Consider the following 15,094-nt stretch of genomic DNA (forward strand, 5'->3'; position numbering starts at 1 on the left):
GTCCTTGTCATTTGAATTCGCGCTCTCGCAGCCACTTGGTGGCGACCCACTTTTCGCCGGCCAGCACCGGCGCGCCGCCGTGCAGCGTGCGGGTGACGGGGTCGGGCCGGTCGTAGCTGAAGAAGACGCCGGTGCCGCGCACGGGCGCCACTTCGAGCCCCACGTCGGGGAAGGTGGTGGCGCCGCCCTGCTCGGGCTCCTGCAGGTACATCACGAGCGTGGCCACGCGCTGGCCGCCGCGCTTGAGGATGGTGGGCGTGCCGGACTCGTTGGGGTCGAAGTAGTCGTAGTGCGGGCGGTACTGCGCGCCGGGCGCATAGCGCAGGATCTGCAGGCCCTCGCCGTATTCGAGCGGCCAACGCAGCAGCGTGGCCAGGCGCTGCTCCAGGCGCGCGACGATCTCGTTCTCGCCGCGCTCGAAGAACATGCCGTCGCTGGTGCGATCGACGTTGAGCACTTCGCCGCCGGTGCGTGTTTCCACGGTGAGCGAGCGCGCGAGCCGCACGCGCGCGGCGGCGATCAGTCCTTCGCACTCCTCGGTGGACAGCAGGTTGCCGAAGACGATGACGCGCGGATGCCGCATCGTCTGCAGCACCTGCACGCGGCGGTCGCCGACATCCAGGTACAGCGGCGCACCATCGAGATCGGGGCCGGGCATCTCGGTGCGCGCCGGCGGCAGCGCCACCTCGACATTCGGGAAGCCGGCCTCCAGCTGGGCCAGCGCCACGTCGGTGGCCGAATCGTGCCAGCCGGCCGCGCGCATCGACGCGCGCAGTGCAGGCACCGAGTGACCGGCCGCCAATTGGGCCACCAGCCATTCGCGCAACTCCGGACTGATCGGTTGGGACATCTCTCAATACTCCTGCACGCTGCGGCAAGCTTCGCAGCACATGAAACCACCGCGGCCCCTTCCAGGAACACCGCGGAACCGGCTCTGCCGGGCCGCCGGTGTTGCCCCCTGGAAGGGGGTTGGCGAAGCGACACGAAGTGCGCGAAGACTGGGGGTCATTCCATCTTCCTCCTGAACACCAGCCTTTCGGCTGTCGATACGCTCGCGTCGAAACCATAACCCTCGAGATCGAACTTTTCCAGCGCCTTGGGCGTGGCCGCCTTGTGCAGCACGGCCCAGCGGGCCAGCAGGCCTCGGGCGCGCTTGGCGAAGAAGCTCACGATCTTGTACTTGTCGCCCTTCCACTCCTGGAACACGCATTCGACCACGCGGGCCTTGAGCACCTTCTGGTCGACCGATTTGAAGTATTCCTGCGAGGCGACGTTGACGACCACCGGCGTGCGGTCGGCCGCGAGGCGCTCGTTCAGGTGCTCGGCGATGCGCGAGCCCCAGAAGGCGTACAGGTCCTTGCCGTGGCGGTTGGCCAATGGCGTGCCCATTTCGAGGCGGTAGGGCTGCAGGCGGTCGAGCGGGCGCAAGAGGCCGTAGAGGCCGCTCAGGATGCAGACGTGCTCTTGCGCCCAGGCCAGTTGCGCGGGCGTGAAGCTGCGCGCATCGAGGCCGCCGTAGACGTCGCCGTCGAACGCGAAGGCGGCCTGGCGGGCGTTCTTCGCGGTGCTCCTGGCGGACCACGCCTCGTAGCGCGCCACGTTGAGGGCGGAGAGCTTGTCCGACAGGTGCATCAACTCGGAGATCTCGAGCGGAGACTTCTCGCGCAGGATCTTGATCAGTTCGACCGAGGGGCCGCGGGGCGCTTCGAAATGGGGTTGGGTGGCAGGGACTTCAGAGGGGACCGGAGTGTCGTAGTCGAGTGACTTTGCAGGGGAAAGCAGGAAGAGCATCCCGGAATTATGAGTGGCTGCCGTGTCACCAAGCCGCCCGGTAAAATCGCCGGCTGTCCCACCTGTCCCCACGCGGCGCCCTCGAAGGCGCCGCTCTGCACTTCCCTGCATTCCCCATGAGCGAACCCACCACCCCTGCCGCCCAACCTGGACTGGAGAGCCTGTCCAAATCGTTCGAACCCACCGCCATCGAGGCGCACTGGGGCCCCGAATGGGAAAAGCGCGGCTACGCGAAGGCCGGCTACCGCGGCACGCAGCAGCCCAAGGAAGGCGCCGATTCGTTCGCGATCCAGCTGCCGCCGCCCAACGTGACGGGCACGCTGCACATGGGCCATGCGTTCAACCAGACGGTGATGGACAGCCTCACGCGCTACCACCGCATGAAGGGCGACAACACGCTGTGGCTGCCGGGCACCGACCACGCCGGCATCGCCACCCAGATCGTGGTGGAGCGCCAGTTGCAGGAGCAGAAGATCAGCCGCCACGACCTGGGCCGCAAGAACTTCGTGGCGCGCGTGTGGGAATGGAAGGAGAAATCGGGCAACACCATCACCCAGCAGATGCGCCGCATGGGCGACACGGTGGACTGGAGCCGCGAGTACTTCACGATGGACGACGACCTCTCGGCGGTTGTGACGCAGACCTTCGTGAAGCTGTACGAAGAGGGCCTCATCTACCGCGGCAAGCGCCTGGGCAACTGGGACCCGGTCCTGAAGACCTCGGTGAGCGACCTGGAGGTCGAGAGCGAAGAAGAAGACGGCTCGCTCTGGCACATCGCCTATCCGCTGGAAGACGGCAGCGGCACGCTGACCGTGGCCACCACCCGGCCCGAGACCATGCTCGGCGACACGGCCGTGATGGTCCACCCCGAGGACGACCGCTACAAGCACCTGATCGGCCAGCGCGTGAAGCTGCCGCTGGTGGACCGCCTGATCCCGATCATTGCGGACGACTACGTCGACAAGACGTTCGGCACCGGCGTCGTGAAGGTCACGCCCGCGCACGACTACAACGACTACGCGGTCGGCCAGCGCCACAAGCTCGAGATGATCGGCATCCTCACGCTGGACGCGACCATCAACGACAACGCGCCCGAGAAGTACCGCGGCATGGACCGCTTCGTGGCGCGCAAGGCCATCGTGGCCGACCTGGACGCGCTCGGCCTGCTCATCGAGGTGAAGAAGCACAAGCTGATGGTGCCGCGCTGCGCGCGCTCGGGCGCCATCGTCGAGCCGATGCTCACCGACCAGTGGTACGTGGCGATGACGCGTCCCGGCGCCGATGGGCAATCGATCGCCCAGAAGGCCATCGACGTGGTGAAGTCGGGCGAGGTGCGCTTCGTGCCCGAGAACTGGGTCAACACCTACAACCACTGGATGGAGAACATCCAGGACTGGACCATCTCGCGCCAGCTCTGGTGGGGCCACCAGATCCCGGCCTGGTACGACGAGGAAGGCAATGTGTACGTGGCCGAGAGCGAGGCCGATGCACAGGCCAAGGCGCCGGGCAAGAAGCTGACCCGCGACGAGGACGTGCTCGACACCTGGTACTCCGCGGCGCTGGTGCCCTTCTCTTCGCTGGGCTGGCCCGAAAAGACGCAGGACCTCGACCTTTACCTGCCTTCGCAGGTGCTCGTGACGGGCTACGACATCATCTTCTTCTGGGTCGCCCGGATGATCATGATGACCAAGCATTTCATCGGCAAGGTGCCCTTCAAGGACGTGTACATGCACGGCCTGGTGCGCGATGCGCAGGGCAAGAAGATGAGCAAGTCCGAGGGCAACGTGCTCGACCCGGTCGACCTGATCGACGGCATCGAACTGCCCGCGCTGCTCGACAAGCGCACGCAGGGCCTGCGCAAGCCCGAGACGGCGCCCGCGGTGCGCAAGAACACGCAGAAGGAATTTCCGGACGGCATTCCGGCTTTCGGCGCCGATGCGCTGCGCTTCACGTTCGCATCGCTTGCATCGCTGGGTCGCAACATCAACTTCGACTCCAAGCGCTGCGAGGGCTATCGCAACTTCTGCAACAAGCTGTGGAACGCCACGCGCTTCGTGCTGATGAACTGCGAAGGCCAGGACTGCGGCCTGCTGGAGCACACGAAGGAAGAGTGCAAGGTCGGCGGCCCGGCCCACGGCTACCTGAAGTTCAGCCGCGCGGACTACTGGATCGTCTCGCAGCTGCAGCGCGTGGAAGCCGAAGTGGCCAAGGGCTTCGAGGAGTACCGCCTCGACAACGTGGCCAACGCGATCTACCAGTTCGCCTGGGACGAGTTCTGCGACTGGTACCTGGAAATCGCCAAGGTGCAGATCCAGACCGGCGACGACTCGCAGAAGCGCGCCACGCGCCGCACGCTGATCCGCACGCTCGAGACGCTGCTGCGCCTCGCGCATCCTGTCATTCCGTTCATCACGGAAGAGCTCTGGCAGAAGGTCTCGAAGGTGGCGGGCCGCGAAGGCGAGTCGATCATGATCGCGGCCTATCCCAAGAGCCAGCCCGAGAAGATCGACGAGGCGGCCGAGGCGCACGTCGCGCGCCTGAAGGCGCTGGTGGATGCATGCCGCACGCTGCGCGGCGAGATGAACGTGTCGCCCGCCACGCGCCTGCCGCTCTACGCGGTGGCCGACGATGCCGAAGGCGCGGCGTTCCTGCGCGAATCGGCACCGGTGCTGCAGGCGCTCGCCAAGCTCAAGGAAGTGAAGGTCTTCGACGACGAAGCCTCGTGGCAGGCGGCGGCCGAAGCGGCACCCGTGGCAGTGGTGGGCGCTGCGCGCCTGTGCCTGCACATGGAGATCGACAAGGCCGCAGAGAAGCTTCGCATCGGCAAGGAGATCGCGCGCATCGAAGGTGAGATCGCCAAGGTCCACGCCAAACTTGGCAACGAAGCCTTCGTCGCCAAGGCCCCGCCGGCGGTGATCGAGCAAGAACGTAAACGTCTGACTGACTTTAGCGCCATGTTGGAGCGACTTCGCGACCAACTTGTACGCCTAGGCTGACAGACGCAGGGCATCGAAGGCGTTTAGGATTCTGGATGCGGCTTCTTGCCGTCCCGCATCCGGAATTTCCCTCCCCTTTCAGAAAGACGCTGAACTGCCCATGTCCACTTCCTCGACACGCATCCGCAAGGCCGTATTTCCTGTTGCAGGCTTTGGCACCCGCTTTCTGCCGGCCACCAAGGCACAACCGAAGGAAATGCTGCCGGTGGTCGACAAGCCGCTGATCCAGTACGCCGTCGAAGAAGCCTATGCAGCAGGCATCCGCGACATGATCTTCGTGACCGGCCGCAACAAGCGCGCCATCGAAGATCACTACGACACCGCCTACGAACTCGAAAGCCAGCTCGAAGCCGCCGGCAAGGATGCGCTGCTGAAGATCGCGCGTTCGGTCTCTCCCGACGACATGACCTGCTCCTATGTGCGCCAGCCTCGCATGCTGGGCCTTGGCCATGCGGTGCTGTGCGCCGAGCACCTGGTCGGCAACGAGCCCTTCGCCGTGCTGCTGGCCGACGACCTGATGGTCGGCCCCGAGGGCGGCGAGCCGGTGCTCGCACAGATGACGGCCGCGTTCGCGCGCCTGGGCGGCTCGCTGCTGGCGGTGCAGGAAGTGCCGCTCGCGCACGTCAAGCGCTACGGCATCGTGGCCGGCGAGCAGATCGAGGAGGGCCTCGTGAAGGTCAACCGCATGGTCGAGAAGCCGAAGCCCGAAGACGCGCCCTCGCGCCTGGGCGTGGCGGGCCGCTACATCCTCACGCCGGGCGTGTTCGACGAGATCCGCAACCAGCCCAAGGGCGCGGGCGGCGAGATCCAACTCACCGACGGCATCGCGGCGCTGATGAAGAAGGAATCGGTCTACGCCTACGCCTACAAGGGCATCCGCTACGACTGCGGCAGCAAGGAAGGCTTCCTTCAGGCCAGCGTGGAACTGGCACTCGCGCACCCCGAGGTGGGCGCCGAATTCCGCGAATACCTCAAGAGCCTGAAGCTCTGAGGCGCAACGGGAAGCACGAAAGACAAAGGGGCCGCAAGGCCCCTTTGTCTTTTTGCGCTCGTGCCGCGCTTGCCGCTTGCTAGCGCCGCTTCAATACGTGGATGAAGTCGGTGCCGATGGTCTGCTGCTCCATCAGCTCGTTGCCGGTCTGGCGCGCAAAGGCCTGGAAGTCGCGCACCGAGCCCGGGTCGGTCGACACCACCTTGAGCAGTTGACCGCTCGCCATGTCGTTGAGCGACTTCTTCGCCTTGAGGATGGGCAGCGGGCAGTTCAGTCCGCGCGTGTCGATTTCGCGATCAACTTCCATGCTTGGGCTCCTCGGGCGGCAACTGCAGCCCGCGGCGGCGCTCCTCGTTCTCGGCCGCGGTGAAGAACACGGGTTCGTGGCCGCGCGTGCGCAGCCAGTCGGCCAGCGCATAGCCGGTGCCCGCGGGCCAGCACTTCAGGTCCGGCAGGTCGTAGAGGCGGTAATCGACCAGCTCGGGCGAGAGCTTCACCTCGCCATCGGCCACCACGTGGTAGGCGATGATGATCTGGTTCATGCGCTGGAAGTCGTAGGCACCCACGAGCTTCGTGGCGCTCACGTCGAGGTTGGTTTCTTCCTTCACCTCGCGCGCGACGCCTTCCTCGGGCGTCTCGCCGGCTTCCATGAAGCCAGTGATCAACGCATACATCTTGAACGGCCACGACGCATTGCGCGCCAGCAGCACCTGGCCGCGGTACTCGACGATGGCCGCGAGCACGGGCGTGGGGTTGTTCCAGTGCGTGTGGCCGCAGTTCGGGCAGCGCAGGCGCTCCTTGGGACCGCCGTCTTCCATCAACGCGATCCATTCCAGCGGCGTGGCACAGACCTGGCAAAACTTGGGGTGGGGCATGGGGCTGCTCTTTTTATGGCTCACGGCACCCGGGGTCGAGTGCCGCGGCGGGTTTCTATTGGCTTACGCGGGGAAGACGCCGGTCGACAAGTAGCGATCACCTCGATCGCACACCACAAAGACGATGGTGGCGTTCTCGACCTTCTTGGCGACCTCGAGCGCCGCCCACAGTGCGCCGGCCGCCGAGATGCCGCCGAAGATGCCCTCTTCGCGCGCGAGGCGCCGGCACATTTCCTCGGCGTTGTCCTGGCTCACGCTGATTTCCTCGTCGACGCGGCTCGGGTCGTAGATCTTCGGCAGGTACTCGGCGGGCCACTTGCGGATGCCCGGAATCCGAGAGCCTTCGGCCGGCTGCGCGCCGATGATGCGCACGGCGGGGTTCTTTTCCTTCAGGAAGCGCGAGACGCCGGTGATGGTGCCCGTGGTGCCCATGGCGCTCACGAAGTGCGTGATCTTGCCCTTGGTGTCGGCCCAGATCTCGGGGCCTGTCGTCTCGTAGTGGATGCGCGGGTTGTCGGGGTTGGCGAACTGGTCGAGCACCCGGCCCTTGCCTTGGGCGACCATCTGCTCGGCGAGATCGCGGGCGTATTCCATGCCGCCGCTCTTGGGCGTGAGCACCAGTTCGGCGCCGAAGGCCTTCATGGTCTGGGCGCGTTCGACGGAGAGGTCCTCCGGCATGATCAGCACCATGCGGTAGCCCTTGATGGCCGCGGCCATCGCGAGCGCGATGCCGGTGTTGCCCGAGGTGGCTTCGATCAGCGTGTCGCCGGGCTTGATTTCGCCGCGCTCCTCGGCGCGCTTGATCATCGAGAGTGCCGGCCGGTCCTTGACCGAACCCGCGGGATTGTTGCCTTCGAGCTTGCCGAGGATCACGTTGCCGCGCTTGGCGTTTTCGGCTGCATCGATGCGTTGCAGGGCGACCAGGGGGGTCTTGCCAATGGCGTCTTCGATCGTCGGATAATTCATGGCAGCCACTGTGCCATAATTTTGGGCTTCGTTCAGAACCCTGCCCGGGTGGTGAAATTGGTAGACGCAGGGGACTCAAAATCCCCCACCGAAAGGTGTGCCGGTTCGATTCCGGCCCCGGGCACCATCGATACCTTGCTGTCGACATGGGAAAGAAGACTCCCCTTTCATCAACGGGAGGCACACTGAACGCCATGCCCCAGCGCTCGCGCCGTACGGTGCGCCCCCTTCCCGCTCTTCTCTGGCTGACCCTGGCGCTTGGTGCCGGTCCTGCCGTCGCCGCACCCGATTGCACCGTCGCCCTGTGGGGCGATTCGATTCTCTACGGCGGATTCGGCGCCTCGACAACGAACCGCATCAAGGAACCGCCGGCCGCCGCACTCAAGCGCATTCGCCCCGCCTGGACGGTTGCCGACTACAGCTCACCGGGCGACAGCGCCCACAAGCGCCTGCCGTCCTTCGTGCTGCAACCGATGCCGGCGCGCGTCGTGGTGCTGCAATACGGCATCAACGATGCCGGCAACGGCTACCAATACGAGCCGGCCTTGCGCGGGATGGTCGACTACGTCCAGGCGGCCGGCAAGACATCGATCGTCACCGGCCTCTCGCAGGTAAAGGCCGACCGCCTGCCGCAGCGGGACGGCTACGACGCCACGGCACGCCGCGTGGCCCAGGAAGAAGGCGTGTTGTTTGCCGACTGGGGCGCGGCGCGCTTCGACGCCACCGACATGGTGGACGACATCCATCCCCGTCAACCGTACAGCACGCGCCTCGTGGAGCGGCTTGTGCTGGCCCTCGATCAGGTCGCGCCCGAGTGCGCGCCTCCCGCCAGACAGGGCTAGCCGATCGCCTCGGTCGCGGTGACGAAGCGCATCGCATCCGGCATCGCGGCACGAAGAAAGACCAGTTCCGCCGGCCGATGGCTGGCCGCGCGCACCGGTTGCCGAGGCAGCGCTTCCGAGGTCCATCCGCCCGTCTGCCATTGCGCCAGCGGCACCAGCGTGCGCAGCCCGCGTGGCGCCGCCTTGCGCATGGCGCTGCCGGTATTGAACGGTGTCACATGCGCCGCAGCCTCGCAGGCAGCCGCCAGCGCCCTGGCATCGAAGGTCAGCAGCACCTGCGGGCGGTCGCCCAGCGCAGCCCGATGGCGCGCCACGCGATCGGGATCGAGCCAGAAGAACACGCAGCTGTTGAGCAGCGCATACCAGTCGGCCGGTGCAAGGCCCGGATCGAGGCAACGCGCGAGCGCCTGCGGCGGCATGGGCCACTGATCGCGGATGTAGCAGCCGTCGGGCAAGGTCACGCCCCTCGGGCGATGGGCGCGCACAGCCGCCTCGACCTCGGCACCGAACACGCCGCGGCGCAGCAGCTCGTCAGTGCTGCACAACCCTTGCGCCTGCACGGCCGCCCAGTTGGCCCGGTCGACGAAGTGAAAAGCCTCTGCAGGCAGGCTGGGCATGGCGCGGGTCGTCAGGCCTGGGCGCGCAGGCCGGTGTGCACGGTCGGGTGCGCGAGCCGCACGCGCAGCTCGCGCTTGAGCCGCGTGTTGTCGAGCCGGCGCGACTCGCCCATGAAACTCAGCAACTGCAGCGGCAACTGACGCTGTGCCTCCTCGCGCGCCACGCGCGGCGGCCGCTGCATGCCGTAGAGATCGGCCGCGAGATCGACGTAGTCGCCCATGCGCAGCTCGGTGTCATCCGACGCATGGACGATGCGCTGCGGCCGCCCCCGGAACAGCGACGCGATGCAGGCGCGCGCGAGGTCGTCGGCATGGATGTGGCTGGTGTAGACGTCGTCCTCCTGCCTCAGCACCGGCGTGCCGCGCTGCAGGCGCGCGCGGGGTGTACCGTTCTCGCGGTCCGGGGCATAGATACCCGGAATGCGCAGGATGCTCGCGCGCACGCCCGCGCTGCGGCCGAGCCAGCGCACGGCGCGCTCGGCGTCCACGCGCCGGTGGGAGCGTGGCGTGTCGGGCCGCACGGCGCGCGTCTCGCTCACGCGGGCGCCGCCGCAATCGCCGTACACCCCGCTGGTCGAGCCGTAGACGAGGGCCAGAGGCACCGAGCGCAGCCGCAGCGCACGCGCCAGGGCCGTGGTGCGCTGGTCGCGCCACCAGGCCGCGCCGCCATCGCGCGCGGGCGGCGCGAGGTGCAGCACCCGCGTCGCGATGCCCGCCAGCCGGCGCAGCGTGGCCGGCTCGTCCAGGTTGCCCACCACCGGGCGGATTCCCGCTGCTCGCAACGTGGCGACCCGCTCCGCCGAAGACGTGAGCGCCACCAGCTCCATGCGGCCACGCAGGTCGCGCGCCACCCGCTGGCCGACATCGCCGCAACCGACGATCAGCAGGCGCTCGCGCCGGAACCGCGCCGGCAGCGCGCCGGAGGGGCTATTGATTGAAGGCAAAATCCTGTTCCCTTTCCGTTTAAGACCCAGGCTGAAAAACAAGCCGAAGAATACAGATGACTGCTGCACCGCCGCACGAAGCCGGCTTTTCCATCACCGTCGAACCCAGCGGGCGGCATTTCGTGGTTCACGGCGACGAAACCATCCTCGCGGCCGGCATCCGCCAAGGCATCGGCCTGCCCTACGGCTGCAAGGACGGCGCCTGCGGCTCCTGCAAGTGCAAGAAGCTCTCGGGCGAGGTCACCCTCGGCCCGCACCAGAGCAAGGCCCTGAGCGCCGAGGAACAGCTCGCAGGCTACGTGCTGACCTGCTGCGCCCACGCCACGAGCGACGTGGTGCTCGAATCGCGCCAGGTCACCGAGGCCGGGGCGCTGCCGATCCGCAAGATGCCGGTGCGGGTGCTGGCCCTCGCGCGACAGTCGCACGACGTGATGATGCTGCGCCTTCAGCTGCCAGCCGGCGAACCGCTGCAGTTCCATGCGGGGCAGTACGTGGAATTCATCCTGCGCGACGGCGCGCGCCGCAGCTACTCGATGGCCAATGCGCCGCACACGCTGAGCCAGCCGGGAACGGGCATCGAGCTGCACCTGCGGCACCTGCCGGGCGGCAAGTTCACAGACCATGTGTTCGGCGTCATGAAGGAAAAGGAAATCCTGCGCATCGAAGGCCCCTTCGGCAGCTTCTTCCTGCGCGAGGACTCCGACAAGCCGATGATCCTGCTGGCCTCGGGCACTGGCTTCGCGCCGATCAAGGCGCTGCTGGAACACATGAAGTTCAAGCGCATCGACCGCCCCGCCACGCTCTACTGGGGCGGCCGCCGGCCCGAGGACCTGTACATGGACGAATGGGTGCGCGCTCAGTTGGCCGAGATGCCGAATCTGCGCTACGTGCCCGTGATTTCCAACGCCACCCCCGACGACAACTGGACCGGCCGCACCGGCTTCGTCCACCGGGCGGTACTGGAAGACTTCGCCGACCTGTCGGGCCACCAGGTCTATGCCTGCGGCGCGCCCATCGTGGTCGACTCGGCCAAGCGCGACTACGTGGCGCTCGCGGGCCTGCCCGAAGAAGAGTTCTTTGCCGACGCGTTCACCACCGAGGCCGACAAGGCCATGCCTTGATTCCCCGATACCTGGCTGATTTCCCGACTCTCGATTTCCCACCTGCAGACGACAAAAAAATGAAGACGAGACGCTTCCTCCTCACCCTGCTCGCAGGCGCCGCCACCCTCGCCGCGGGCCACGCCACGGCCCAGCAGCAACGCCCCATCCGCCTGGTCGTGCCCTACGCGGCTGGTGGCCCCATCGACGTCACCGCACGCATGCTGGCCGAGCGCGTCAAGGACACCCTCGGCCCGGTCATCGTCGACAACAAGCCCGGCGCGGGCGGCAACATCGGCGCCGACATCGTGGCCAAGGCGCCGCCGGACGGCCTCACGATCGGCATTGCGGCCACGGCCACCAATGCGGTCAACCCGTGGCTCTACAGCAAGATCCCGTTCAACGCCGCCACCGACTTCGCGCCGATCACGCAAATGGTCCGCGTGCCCAACGTGCTGGTGATGAACGCCGAGACGGCCAAGCGCCTGAATATCAATTCGGTGGCAGACCTCGTCCGCTATGCCAAGGCCAACCCCGCCAAGCTCAACTACGGCAGCGGCGGCAACGGCAGCGCCGGACACCTGGCGGGTGAACTCTTCAAGAAGGAAGCGGGCATCTTCGCGGTGCACATTCCGTACAACGGCGGCAACCCGGCGCAGTTGGCGCTGATCTCGGGGCAGGTCGATTTCAACTTCGACAACCTCGCGACCGCGGCGCCGAACATCCGCTCGGGCAAGCTGAAGGCGATTGCGGTGACGACGCTGCAGCGCAGCAGCGCGCTGCCCGAGGTGCCGCCGGTGGCCGACACGCTCAAGGGCTTCTCGATCGACACCTGGTGGGGCCTGGTGGCGCCGGCCGGCACGCCGCACGACATGGTCGTGAAGCTCAACCAGGCCTTCGTCGCCGCGCTGAATGCGCCGGAAACGAAGACCCGCTTTGCATCGCTGCTGGCCGAGCCGGTGGGCAACTCGCCGGAGCAGTTCAGCGCTTTCATGAAAACCGAACTGGTCAAGTACGAGAAGGTGGTCAAAGCCACCGGCGCAAAGGTCGACTGATAGAAAACCGTTCGGGCTGAGCCTGTCGAAGCCTTGCGCAGCGCTTCGACAAGCTCAGGGTGAACGGATTTGCCTGCTCGCGCGCAACCCGGCATGAAGGCGGCCGCCGAGGGCCGCCACCGTTTATTCGCCCAGGTACGCAGCCCGCACGCGCGGGTCGCGCAGCAGTTCCTTGGCGTCGCCGTCCATCGTGATGAGGCCCGACTCCATCACATAGCCGCGATCTGCCAGTTGCAGCGCGCGGTTGGCGTTCTGCTCCACCAGAAGGATCGTGACGCCCTGCGCGGCCACGGTCTGCACCACCTCGAAGATCTTGTCGCACATGATCGGCGACAGGCCCATGGTGGGTTCGTCGAGCAGCAGCACCTTGGGGCGCGCCATCAGCGCGCGGCCCATGGCGAGCATCTGCTGCTCGCCGCCCGACATGGTTCCGGCCAGTTGGTCCTTGCGCTCGCGAAGGCGCGGGAAGGTGACGAACACGCGTTCCATGTCGCTTGCGATGCCGGCCTTGTCGCTGCGGATGTAGGCGCCGATCTGCAGGTTCTCGGTGATCGTCATGCGCGTGAAGACGCCGCGGCCTTCGGGCACCATCACGAGGCCCTCGCCCACGAGGTCCCAGGCGCCGCGGCCCTTGATGCTGCGGCCGAGGAATTCGATGTTGCCCGCGCCCGAAGGCAGCGTGCCGGTGATGGCCTTCATGGTGGTGGTCTTGCCGGCGCCGTTGGAGCCGATCAGCGAGACCAGTTCGCCCTCGCGCACCTCGAAGTCCACGCCCTTGACGGCCTGGATGCCGCCGTAGCCGACCTTCAGGCCGCTGACCTTGAGCAGCGTCTTGCCGGCCGCCTTGGCCTGGACCGCGGTGGCACGGGTTGCTTCTTCACTCGTCATCGTTGCTTCGGTCATTTCAGTGGCCTCCCGTTCCGAGGTAGGCCTCGATCACTTTTTCGTTCTTCTGCACGTCGTAGGGGGTGCCCTCGGCGATCTGCTTGCCGTAGTCGAGCACGGTCACGCGATCGCACAGGCCCATGATGAGCTTGACGTCGTGTTCGATGATCAGGATGGTGCGGTCGTCCTTGCGGATGCGGTCGATCAGCTCGCGCAGCAGCACCTTCTCGGTCGAGTTCATGCCGGCGGCCGGCTCGTCGAGCGCGATGAGCTGCGGGTCGGTGGCCAGGGCGCGAGCGATCTCGAGGCGGCGCTGGTCGCCGTAGCTCAGCGTGCGCGCCTTGTAGTCGGCGAACTTGCCGATGCCCACATAGTCGAGCAACTCGTGCGCGCGATCGGCGATGGCTTTTTCCTCGGCCTTGAAGCTGCCGGTGCGCAGCATCGCGCCGAACACGCCCGAATGGGTGCGGATGTGGCGCCCGACCATCACGTTCTCCAGCGCCGTCATTTCGGCGAAGAGGCGGATGTTCTGGAAAGTGCGCGCAATGCCGGCCTTGGCCACTTCGTGCACGGCCGTCGGCTGGTAGGGCTTGCCGGCCAGCTCGAAGGTGCCGCTGTCGGGCGTGTAGAGCCCGGTGATCACGTTGAAGAAGGTCGTCTTGCCGGCGCCGTTCGGGCCGATCAGGCCATAGACCTGGCCACGCTTGATCGTGATGCCGACGTCGGAAAGCGCCTGCAGGCCGCCAAAGCGCTTGGAGATGCCGCGAACGTCGAGGATGGTGTCTGTGGTTGTCGTCATGTCAGTTGCTCCTCGGCTCACGGATTGATCGACATGGGACGCTCGGCACCGCCGGGCAATTCGTCGGCAGGGCTATCGATGCCGGGTGCATGGGTCTGCAACGAGCCTGGGGCGACCGCCGCATGGGCCGGGTCGACCGGCACGCCGCCCTTGCGGGCCAACGTCTTGCCGTGCTCGGGCGACGGCCAGAGGCCGCGCGGACGCACCAGCATGATGACGATCATGGCGAGCGCAATGAAAAGCTGGCGCAGGATGGACGCATCGAGGCGCCCATCGGTCAGCGATTGCAGCGGGCCGGCCACGTAGCGCAGCACTTCGGGCAATGCAGCCAGCAGCACCGCGCCGAGGATGACGCCGGGCAGGTGCCCGATGCCGCCGAGCACGACCATGGCCACGATCATCACAGACTCCATCAGGCTGAAGGACTCGGGCGACACGAAGCCCTGGAAGGCCGCGAACATCGCGCCCGAAACGCCGCCGAAGCTCGCGCCCATGCCGAAGGCCAAGAGCTTCATGTTGCGGGTGTTGATGCCCATGGCCTTGGCGGCGATTTCGTCTTCGCGAATGGCCATCCAGGCGCGGCCGATGCGCGAGACCTGCAGGCGGTGCGAAATGATGATGGTGGCGATCACCAATGCCAGGAACAGGTAGTAGTACAGCGACACCGAGGAGATCGTGAAGCCGTCGAACTTCCAGGCCTTGCCGAGGTCCAGGCCCCAGAACTTGATCGAATCGATCGCCGTGATGCCCTTGGGACCGTTGGTGATGTTCACCGGCTGGTCCAGGTTGTTCAGGAACACGCGGATGATTTCACCGAAGCCGAGCGTGACGATCGCCAGGTAGTCGCCGCGCAGCTTGAGCGTGGGCGCGCCGAGCAGCACGCCGAGCACGCCGGCCACCACGAGCGCAAGCGGAATCACGATGAGCAGCGAGGTGTGCAGCCCGTTCGGGAACATCTGCGCGAACCACGGGAAGGTCTCGGTCAGGTGCGAGGAGCCCATGAGCGCGAAGAGGTACGCGCCCACCGCGAAGAAGGCCACGTAGCCCAGGTCCAGCAGGCCGGCGTAGCCGACCACGATGTTGAGGCCGAGGGCCAGCAGCACGTAGAGCAAGGCGATGTCGGCGATGCGCACCCAGGCGTTGCCCTGCATCTGCAGCAGCAGGGGCAGGGCGAGCACCGCGATGGCGCCGATGACATAGAGAGCGAGGTTTTTGCTGTTCTTCATGGCTCGC

Annotated in this window: 15 protein-coding genes and 1 tRNA gene; 6 read left to right on the forward strand and 10 right to left on the reverse strand. The window is 66.6% G+C overall.

What is annotated here, in order from left to right:
- Positions 1-7 precede the first annotated feature (7 nt).
- Together J2W23_RS23600 and yaaA are read right to left on the reverse strand one after the other, a co-directional pair.
- On the reverse strand, positions 8-850 hold the full coding sequence (locus J2W23_RS23600; RefSeq protein WP_307650480.1) for a 2OG-Fe(II) oxygenase: 843 nt from the start codon (positions 848-850) through the stop codon (positions 8-10).
- 155 nt (positions 851-1,005) lie between these two features.
- Positions 1,006-1,791, reverse strand: a complete 786-nt coding sequence (yaaA, locus tag J2W23_RS23605; RefSeq protein WP_176660520.1) for a peroxide stress protein YaaA — start codon at positions 1,789-1,791, stop codon at positions 1,006-1,008.
- A 116-nt stretch (positions 1,792-1,907) separates the two neighbouring features.
- Between yaaA and J2W23_RS23610 the strand changes: the two genes are divergently transcribed.
- Positions 1,908-4,787 carry a valine--tRNA ligase gene (locus J2W23_RS23610; protein WP_176660519.1) on the forward strand — a complete coding sequence of 960 codons (2,880 nt, stop codon included), beginning with the start codon at positions 1,908-1,910 and terminating at the stop codon, positions 4,785-4,787.
- A 100-nt stretch (positions 4,788-4,887) separates the two neighbouring features.
- Positions 4,888-5,778 (forward strand): UTP--glucose-1-phosphate uridylyltransferase GalU, encoded by an 891-nt coding sequence (galU, locus tag J2W23_RS23615; protein ID WP_176660518.1) that lies wholly within the window; start codon positions 4,888-4,890, stop codon positions 5,776-5,778.
- A gap of 79 nt (positions 5,779-5,857) precedes the next feature.
- Here galU and J2W23_RS23620 read toward each other — a convergent pair whose 3' ends face one another.
- From J2W23_RS23620 to cysM, 3 genes are all read right to left on the reverse strand, one after another.
- Positions 5,858-6,085 carry a sulfurtransferase TusA family protein gene (locus tag J2W23_RS23620; protein WP_176660517.1) on the reverse strand — a complete coding sequence of 76 codons (228 nt, stop codon included), beginning with the start codon at positions 6,083-6,085 and terminating at the stop codon, positions 5,858-5,860.
- The gene (locus tag J2W23_RS23625; protein WP_176660516.1) at positions 6,075-6,653 is read right to left on the reverse strand and encodes an NUDIX domain-containing protein; all 579 of its coding nucleotides are present in this window, start codon (positions 6,651-6,653) and stop codon (positions 6,075-6,077) included. Before J2W23_RS23625 ends, J2W23_RS23620 begins: the two co-directional genes overlap by 11 nt.
- A gap of 63 nt (positions 6,654-6,716) precedes the next feature.
- Positions 6,717-7,619, reverse strand: coding sequence for a cysteine synthase CysM (gene cysM / locus J2W23_RS23630; protein ID WP_176660515.1), 903 nt, complete (start codon positions 7,617-7,619; stop codon positions 6,717-6,719).
- Between the two features lie 42 nt (positions 7,620-7,661).
- On the opposite strand from cysM, the gene J2W23_RS23635 reads away from it, so the two are divergent.
- Both J2W23_RS23635 and J2W23_RS23640 read left to right on the forward strand, forming a co-directional pair.
- Positions 7,662-7,746: transfer RNA gene (locus J2W23_RS23635), tRNA-Leu, on the forward strand.
- A 91-nt stretch (positions 7,747-7,837) separates the two neighbouring features.
- The gene (locus tag J2W23_RS23640) at positions 7,838-8,461 is read left to right on the forward strand and encodes an SGNH/GDSL hydrolase family protein (RefSeq protein ID WP_307650481.1); all 624 of its coding nucleotides are present in this window, start codon (positions 7,838-7,840) and stop codon (positions 8,459-8,461) included.
- Here the strand turns inward: J2W23_RS23640 and J2W23_RS23645 are convergent.
- Together J2W23_RS23645 and J2W23_RS23650 are read right to left on the reverse strand one after the other, a co-directional pair.
- The gene (locus J2W23_RS23645) at positions 8,458-9,078 is read right to left on the reverse strand and encodes a DUF7002 family protein (protein WP_307650482.1); all 621 of its coding nucleotides are present in this window, start codon (positions 9,076-9,078) and stop codon (positions 8,458-8,460) included. The two genes, J2W23_RS23640 and J2W23_RS23645, sit on opposite strands and share 4 nt — an antisense overlap.
- 11 nt (positions 9,079-9,089) lie before the next feature.
- Positions 9,090-10,022 carry an NAD-dependent epimerase/dehydratase family protein gene (locus J2W23_RS23650; protein ID WP_307650483.1) on the reverse strand — a complete coding sequence of 311 codons (933 nt, stop codon included), beginning with the start codon at positions 10,020-10,022 and terminating at the stop codon, positions 9,090-9,092.
- 56 nt (positions 10,023-10,078) lie between these two features.
- Here J2W23_RS23650 and J2W23_RS23655 point away from each other — a divergent pair, with 56 nt between their 5' ends.
- Both J2W23_RS23655 and J2W23_RS23660 read left to right on the forward strand, forming a co-directional pair.
- Positions 10,079-11,143, forward strand: coding sequence for a CDP-6-deoxy-delta-3,4-glucoseen reductase (locus tag J2W23_RS23655; protein WP_307650484.1), 1,065 nt, complete (start codon positions 10,079-10,081; stop codon positions 11,141-11,143).
- Positions 11,144-11,202: 59 nt separating this feature from the next.
- Positions 11,203-12,177: a Bug family tripartite tricarboxylate transporter substrate binding protein gene (locus tag J2W23_RS23660; RefSeq protein ID WP_307650485.1), complete on the forward strand. Its 975-nt coding sequence runs from the start codon at positions 11,203-11,205 to the stop codon at positions 12,175-12,177.
- Positions 12,178-12,300: 123 nt separating this feature from the next.
- Here J2W23_RS23660 and J2W23_RS23665 read toward each other — a convergent pair whose 3' ends face one another.
- From J2W23_RS23665 to J2W23_RS23675, 3 genes are read right to left on the reverse strand one after another with little or no spacing between them, the layout of a single operon-like run.
- A complete protein-coding gene (locus tag J2W23_RS23665) occupies positions 12,301-13,065 on the reverse strand; it encodes an ABC transporter ATP-binding protein (RefSeq protein ID WP_307650537.1) in 765 nt (254 codons plus the stop codon).
- A gap of 16 nt (positions 13,066-13,081) precedes the next feature.
- The gene (locus J2W23_RS23670; protein ID WP_042578404.1) at positions 13,082-13,861 is read right to left on the reverse strand and encodes an ABC transporter ATP-binding protein; all 780 of its coding nucleotides are present in this window, start codon (positions 13,859-13,861) and stop codon (positions 13,082-13,084) included.
- A 17-nt stretch (positions 13,862-13,878) separates the two neighbouring features.
- On the reverse strand, positions 13,879-15,087 hold the full coding sequence (locus tag J2W23_RS23675; RefSeq protein ID WP_176660509.1) for a branched-chain amino acid ABC transporter permease: 1,209 nt from the start codon (positions 15,085-15,087) through the stop codon (positions 13,879-13,881).
- Positions 15,088-15,094 lie beyond the last annotated feature (7 nt).

Origin of the sequence: Variovorax boronicumulans, assembly GCF_030812215.1 — a bacterium.
Taxonomy (GTDB): domain Bacteria; phylum Pseudomonadota; class Gammaproteobacteria; order Burkholderiales; family Burkholderiaceae_C; genus Variovorax; species Variovorax boronicumulans_C.

What these genes read in the sequence shown, in the direction of transcription:
- J2W23_RS23600 (WP_307650480.1), bottom strand. Translation starts at nt 850, where the DNA reads ATGTCCCAACCGATCAGTCCGGAGTTGCGCGAATGGCTGGTGGCCCAA.
- yaaA (WP_176660520.1), bottom strand. Translation starts at nt 1,791, where the DNA reads ATGCTCTTCCTGCTTTCCCCTGCAAAGTCACTCGACTACGACACTCCG.
- J2W23_RS23610 (WP_176660519.1), top strand. Translation starts at nt 1,908, where the DNA reads ATGAGCGAACCCACCACCCCTGCCGCCCAACCTGGACTGGAGAGCCTG.
- galU (WP_176660518.1), top strand. Translation starts at nt 4,888, where the DNA reads ATGTCCACTTCCTCGACACGCATCCGCAAGGCCGTATTTCCTGTTGCA.
- J2W23_RS23620 (WP_176660517.1), bottom strand. Translation starts at nt 6,085, where the DNA reads ATGGAAGTTGATCGCGAAATCGACACGCGCGGACTGAACTGCCCGCTG.
- J2W23_RS23625 (WP_176660516.1), bottom strand. Translation starts at nt 6,653, where the DNA reads ATGCCCCACCCCAAGTTTTGCCAGGTCTGTGCCACGCCGCTGGAATGG.
- cysM (WP_176660515.1), bottom strand. Translation starts at nt 7,619, where the DNA reads ATGAATTATCCGACGATCGAAGACGCCATTGGCAAGACCCCCCTGGTC.
- J2W23_RS23645 (WP_307650482.1), bottom strand. Translation starts at nt 9,078, where the DNA reads ATGCCCAGCCTGCCTGCAGAGGCTTTTCACTTCGTCGACCGGGCCAAC.
- J2W23_RS23655 (WP_307650484.1), top strand. Translation starts at nt 10,079, where the DNA reads ATGACTGCTGCACCGCCGCACGAAGCCGGCTTTTCCATCACCGTCGAA.
- J2W23_RS23660 (WP_307650485.1), top strand. Translation starts at nt 11,203, where the DNA reads ATGAAGACGAGACGCTTCCTCCTCACCCTGCTCGCAGGCGCCGCCACC.
- J2W23_RS23665 (WP_307650537.1), bottom strand. Translation starts at nt 13,065, where the DNA reads ATGACGAGTGAAGAAGCAACCCGTGCCACCGCGGTCCAGGCCAAGGCG.
- J2W23_RS23670 (WP_042578404.1), bottom strand. Translation starts at nt 13,861, where the DNA reads ATGACGACAACCACAGACACCATCCTCGACGTTCGCGGCATCTCCAAG.
- J2W23_RS23675 (WP_176660509.1), bottom strand. Translation starts at nt 15,087, where the DNA reads ATGAAGAACAGCAAAAACCTCGCTCTCTATGTCATCGGCGCCATCGCG.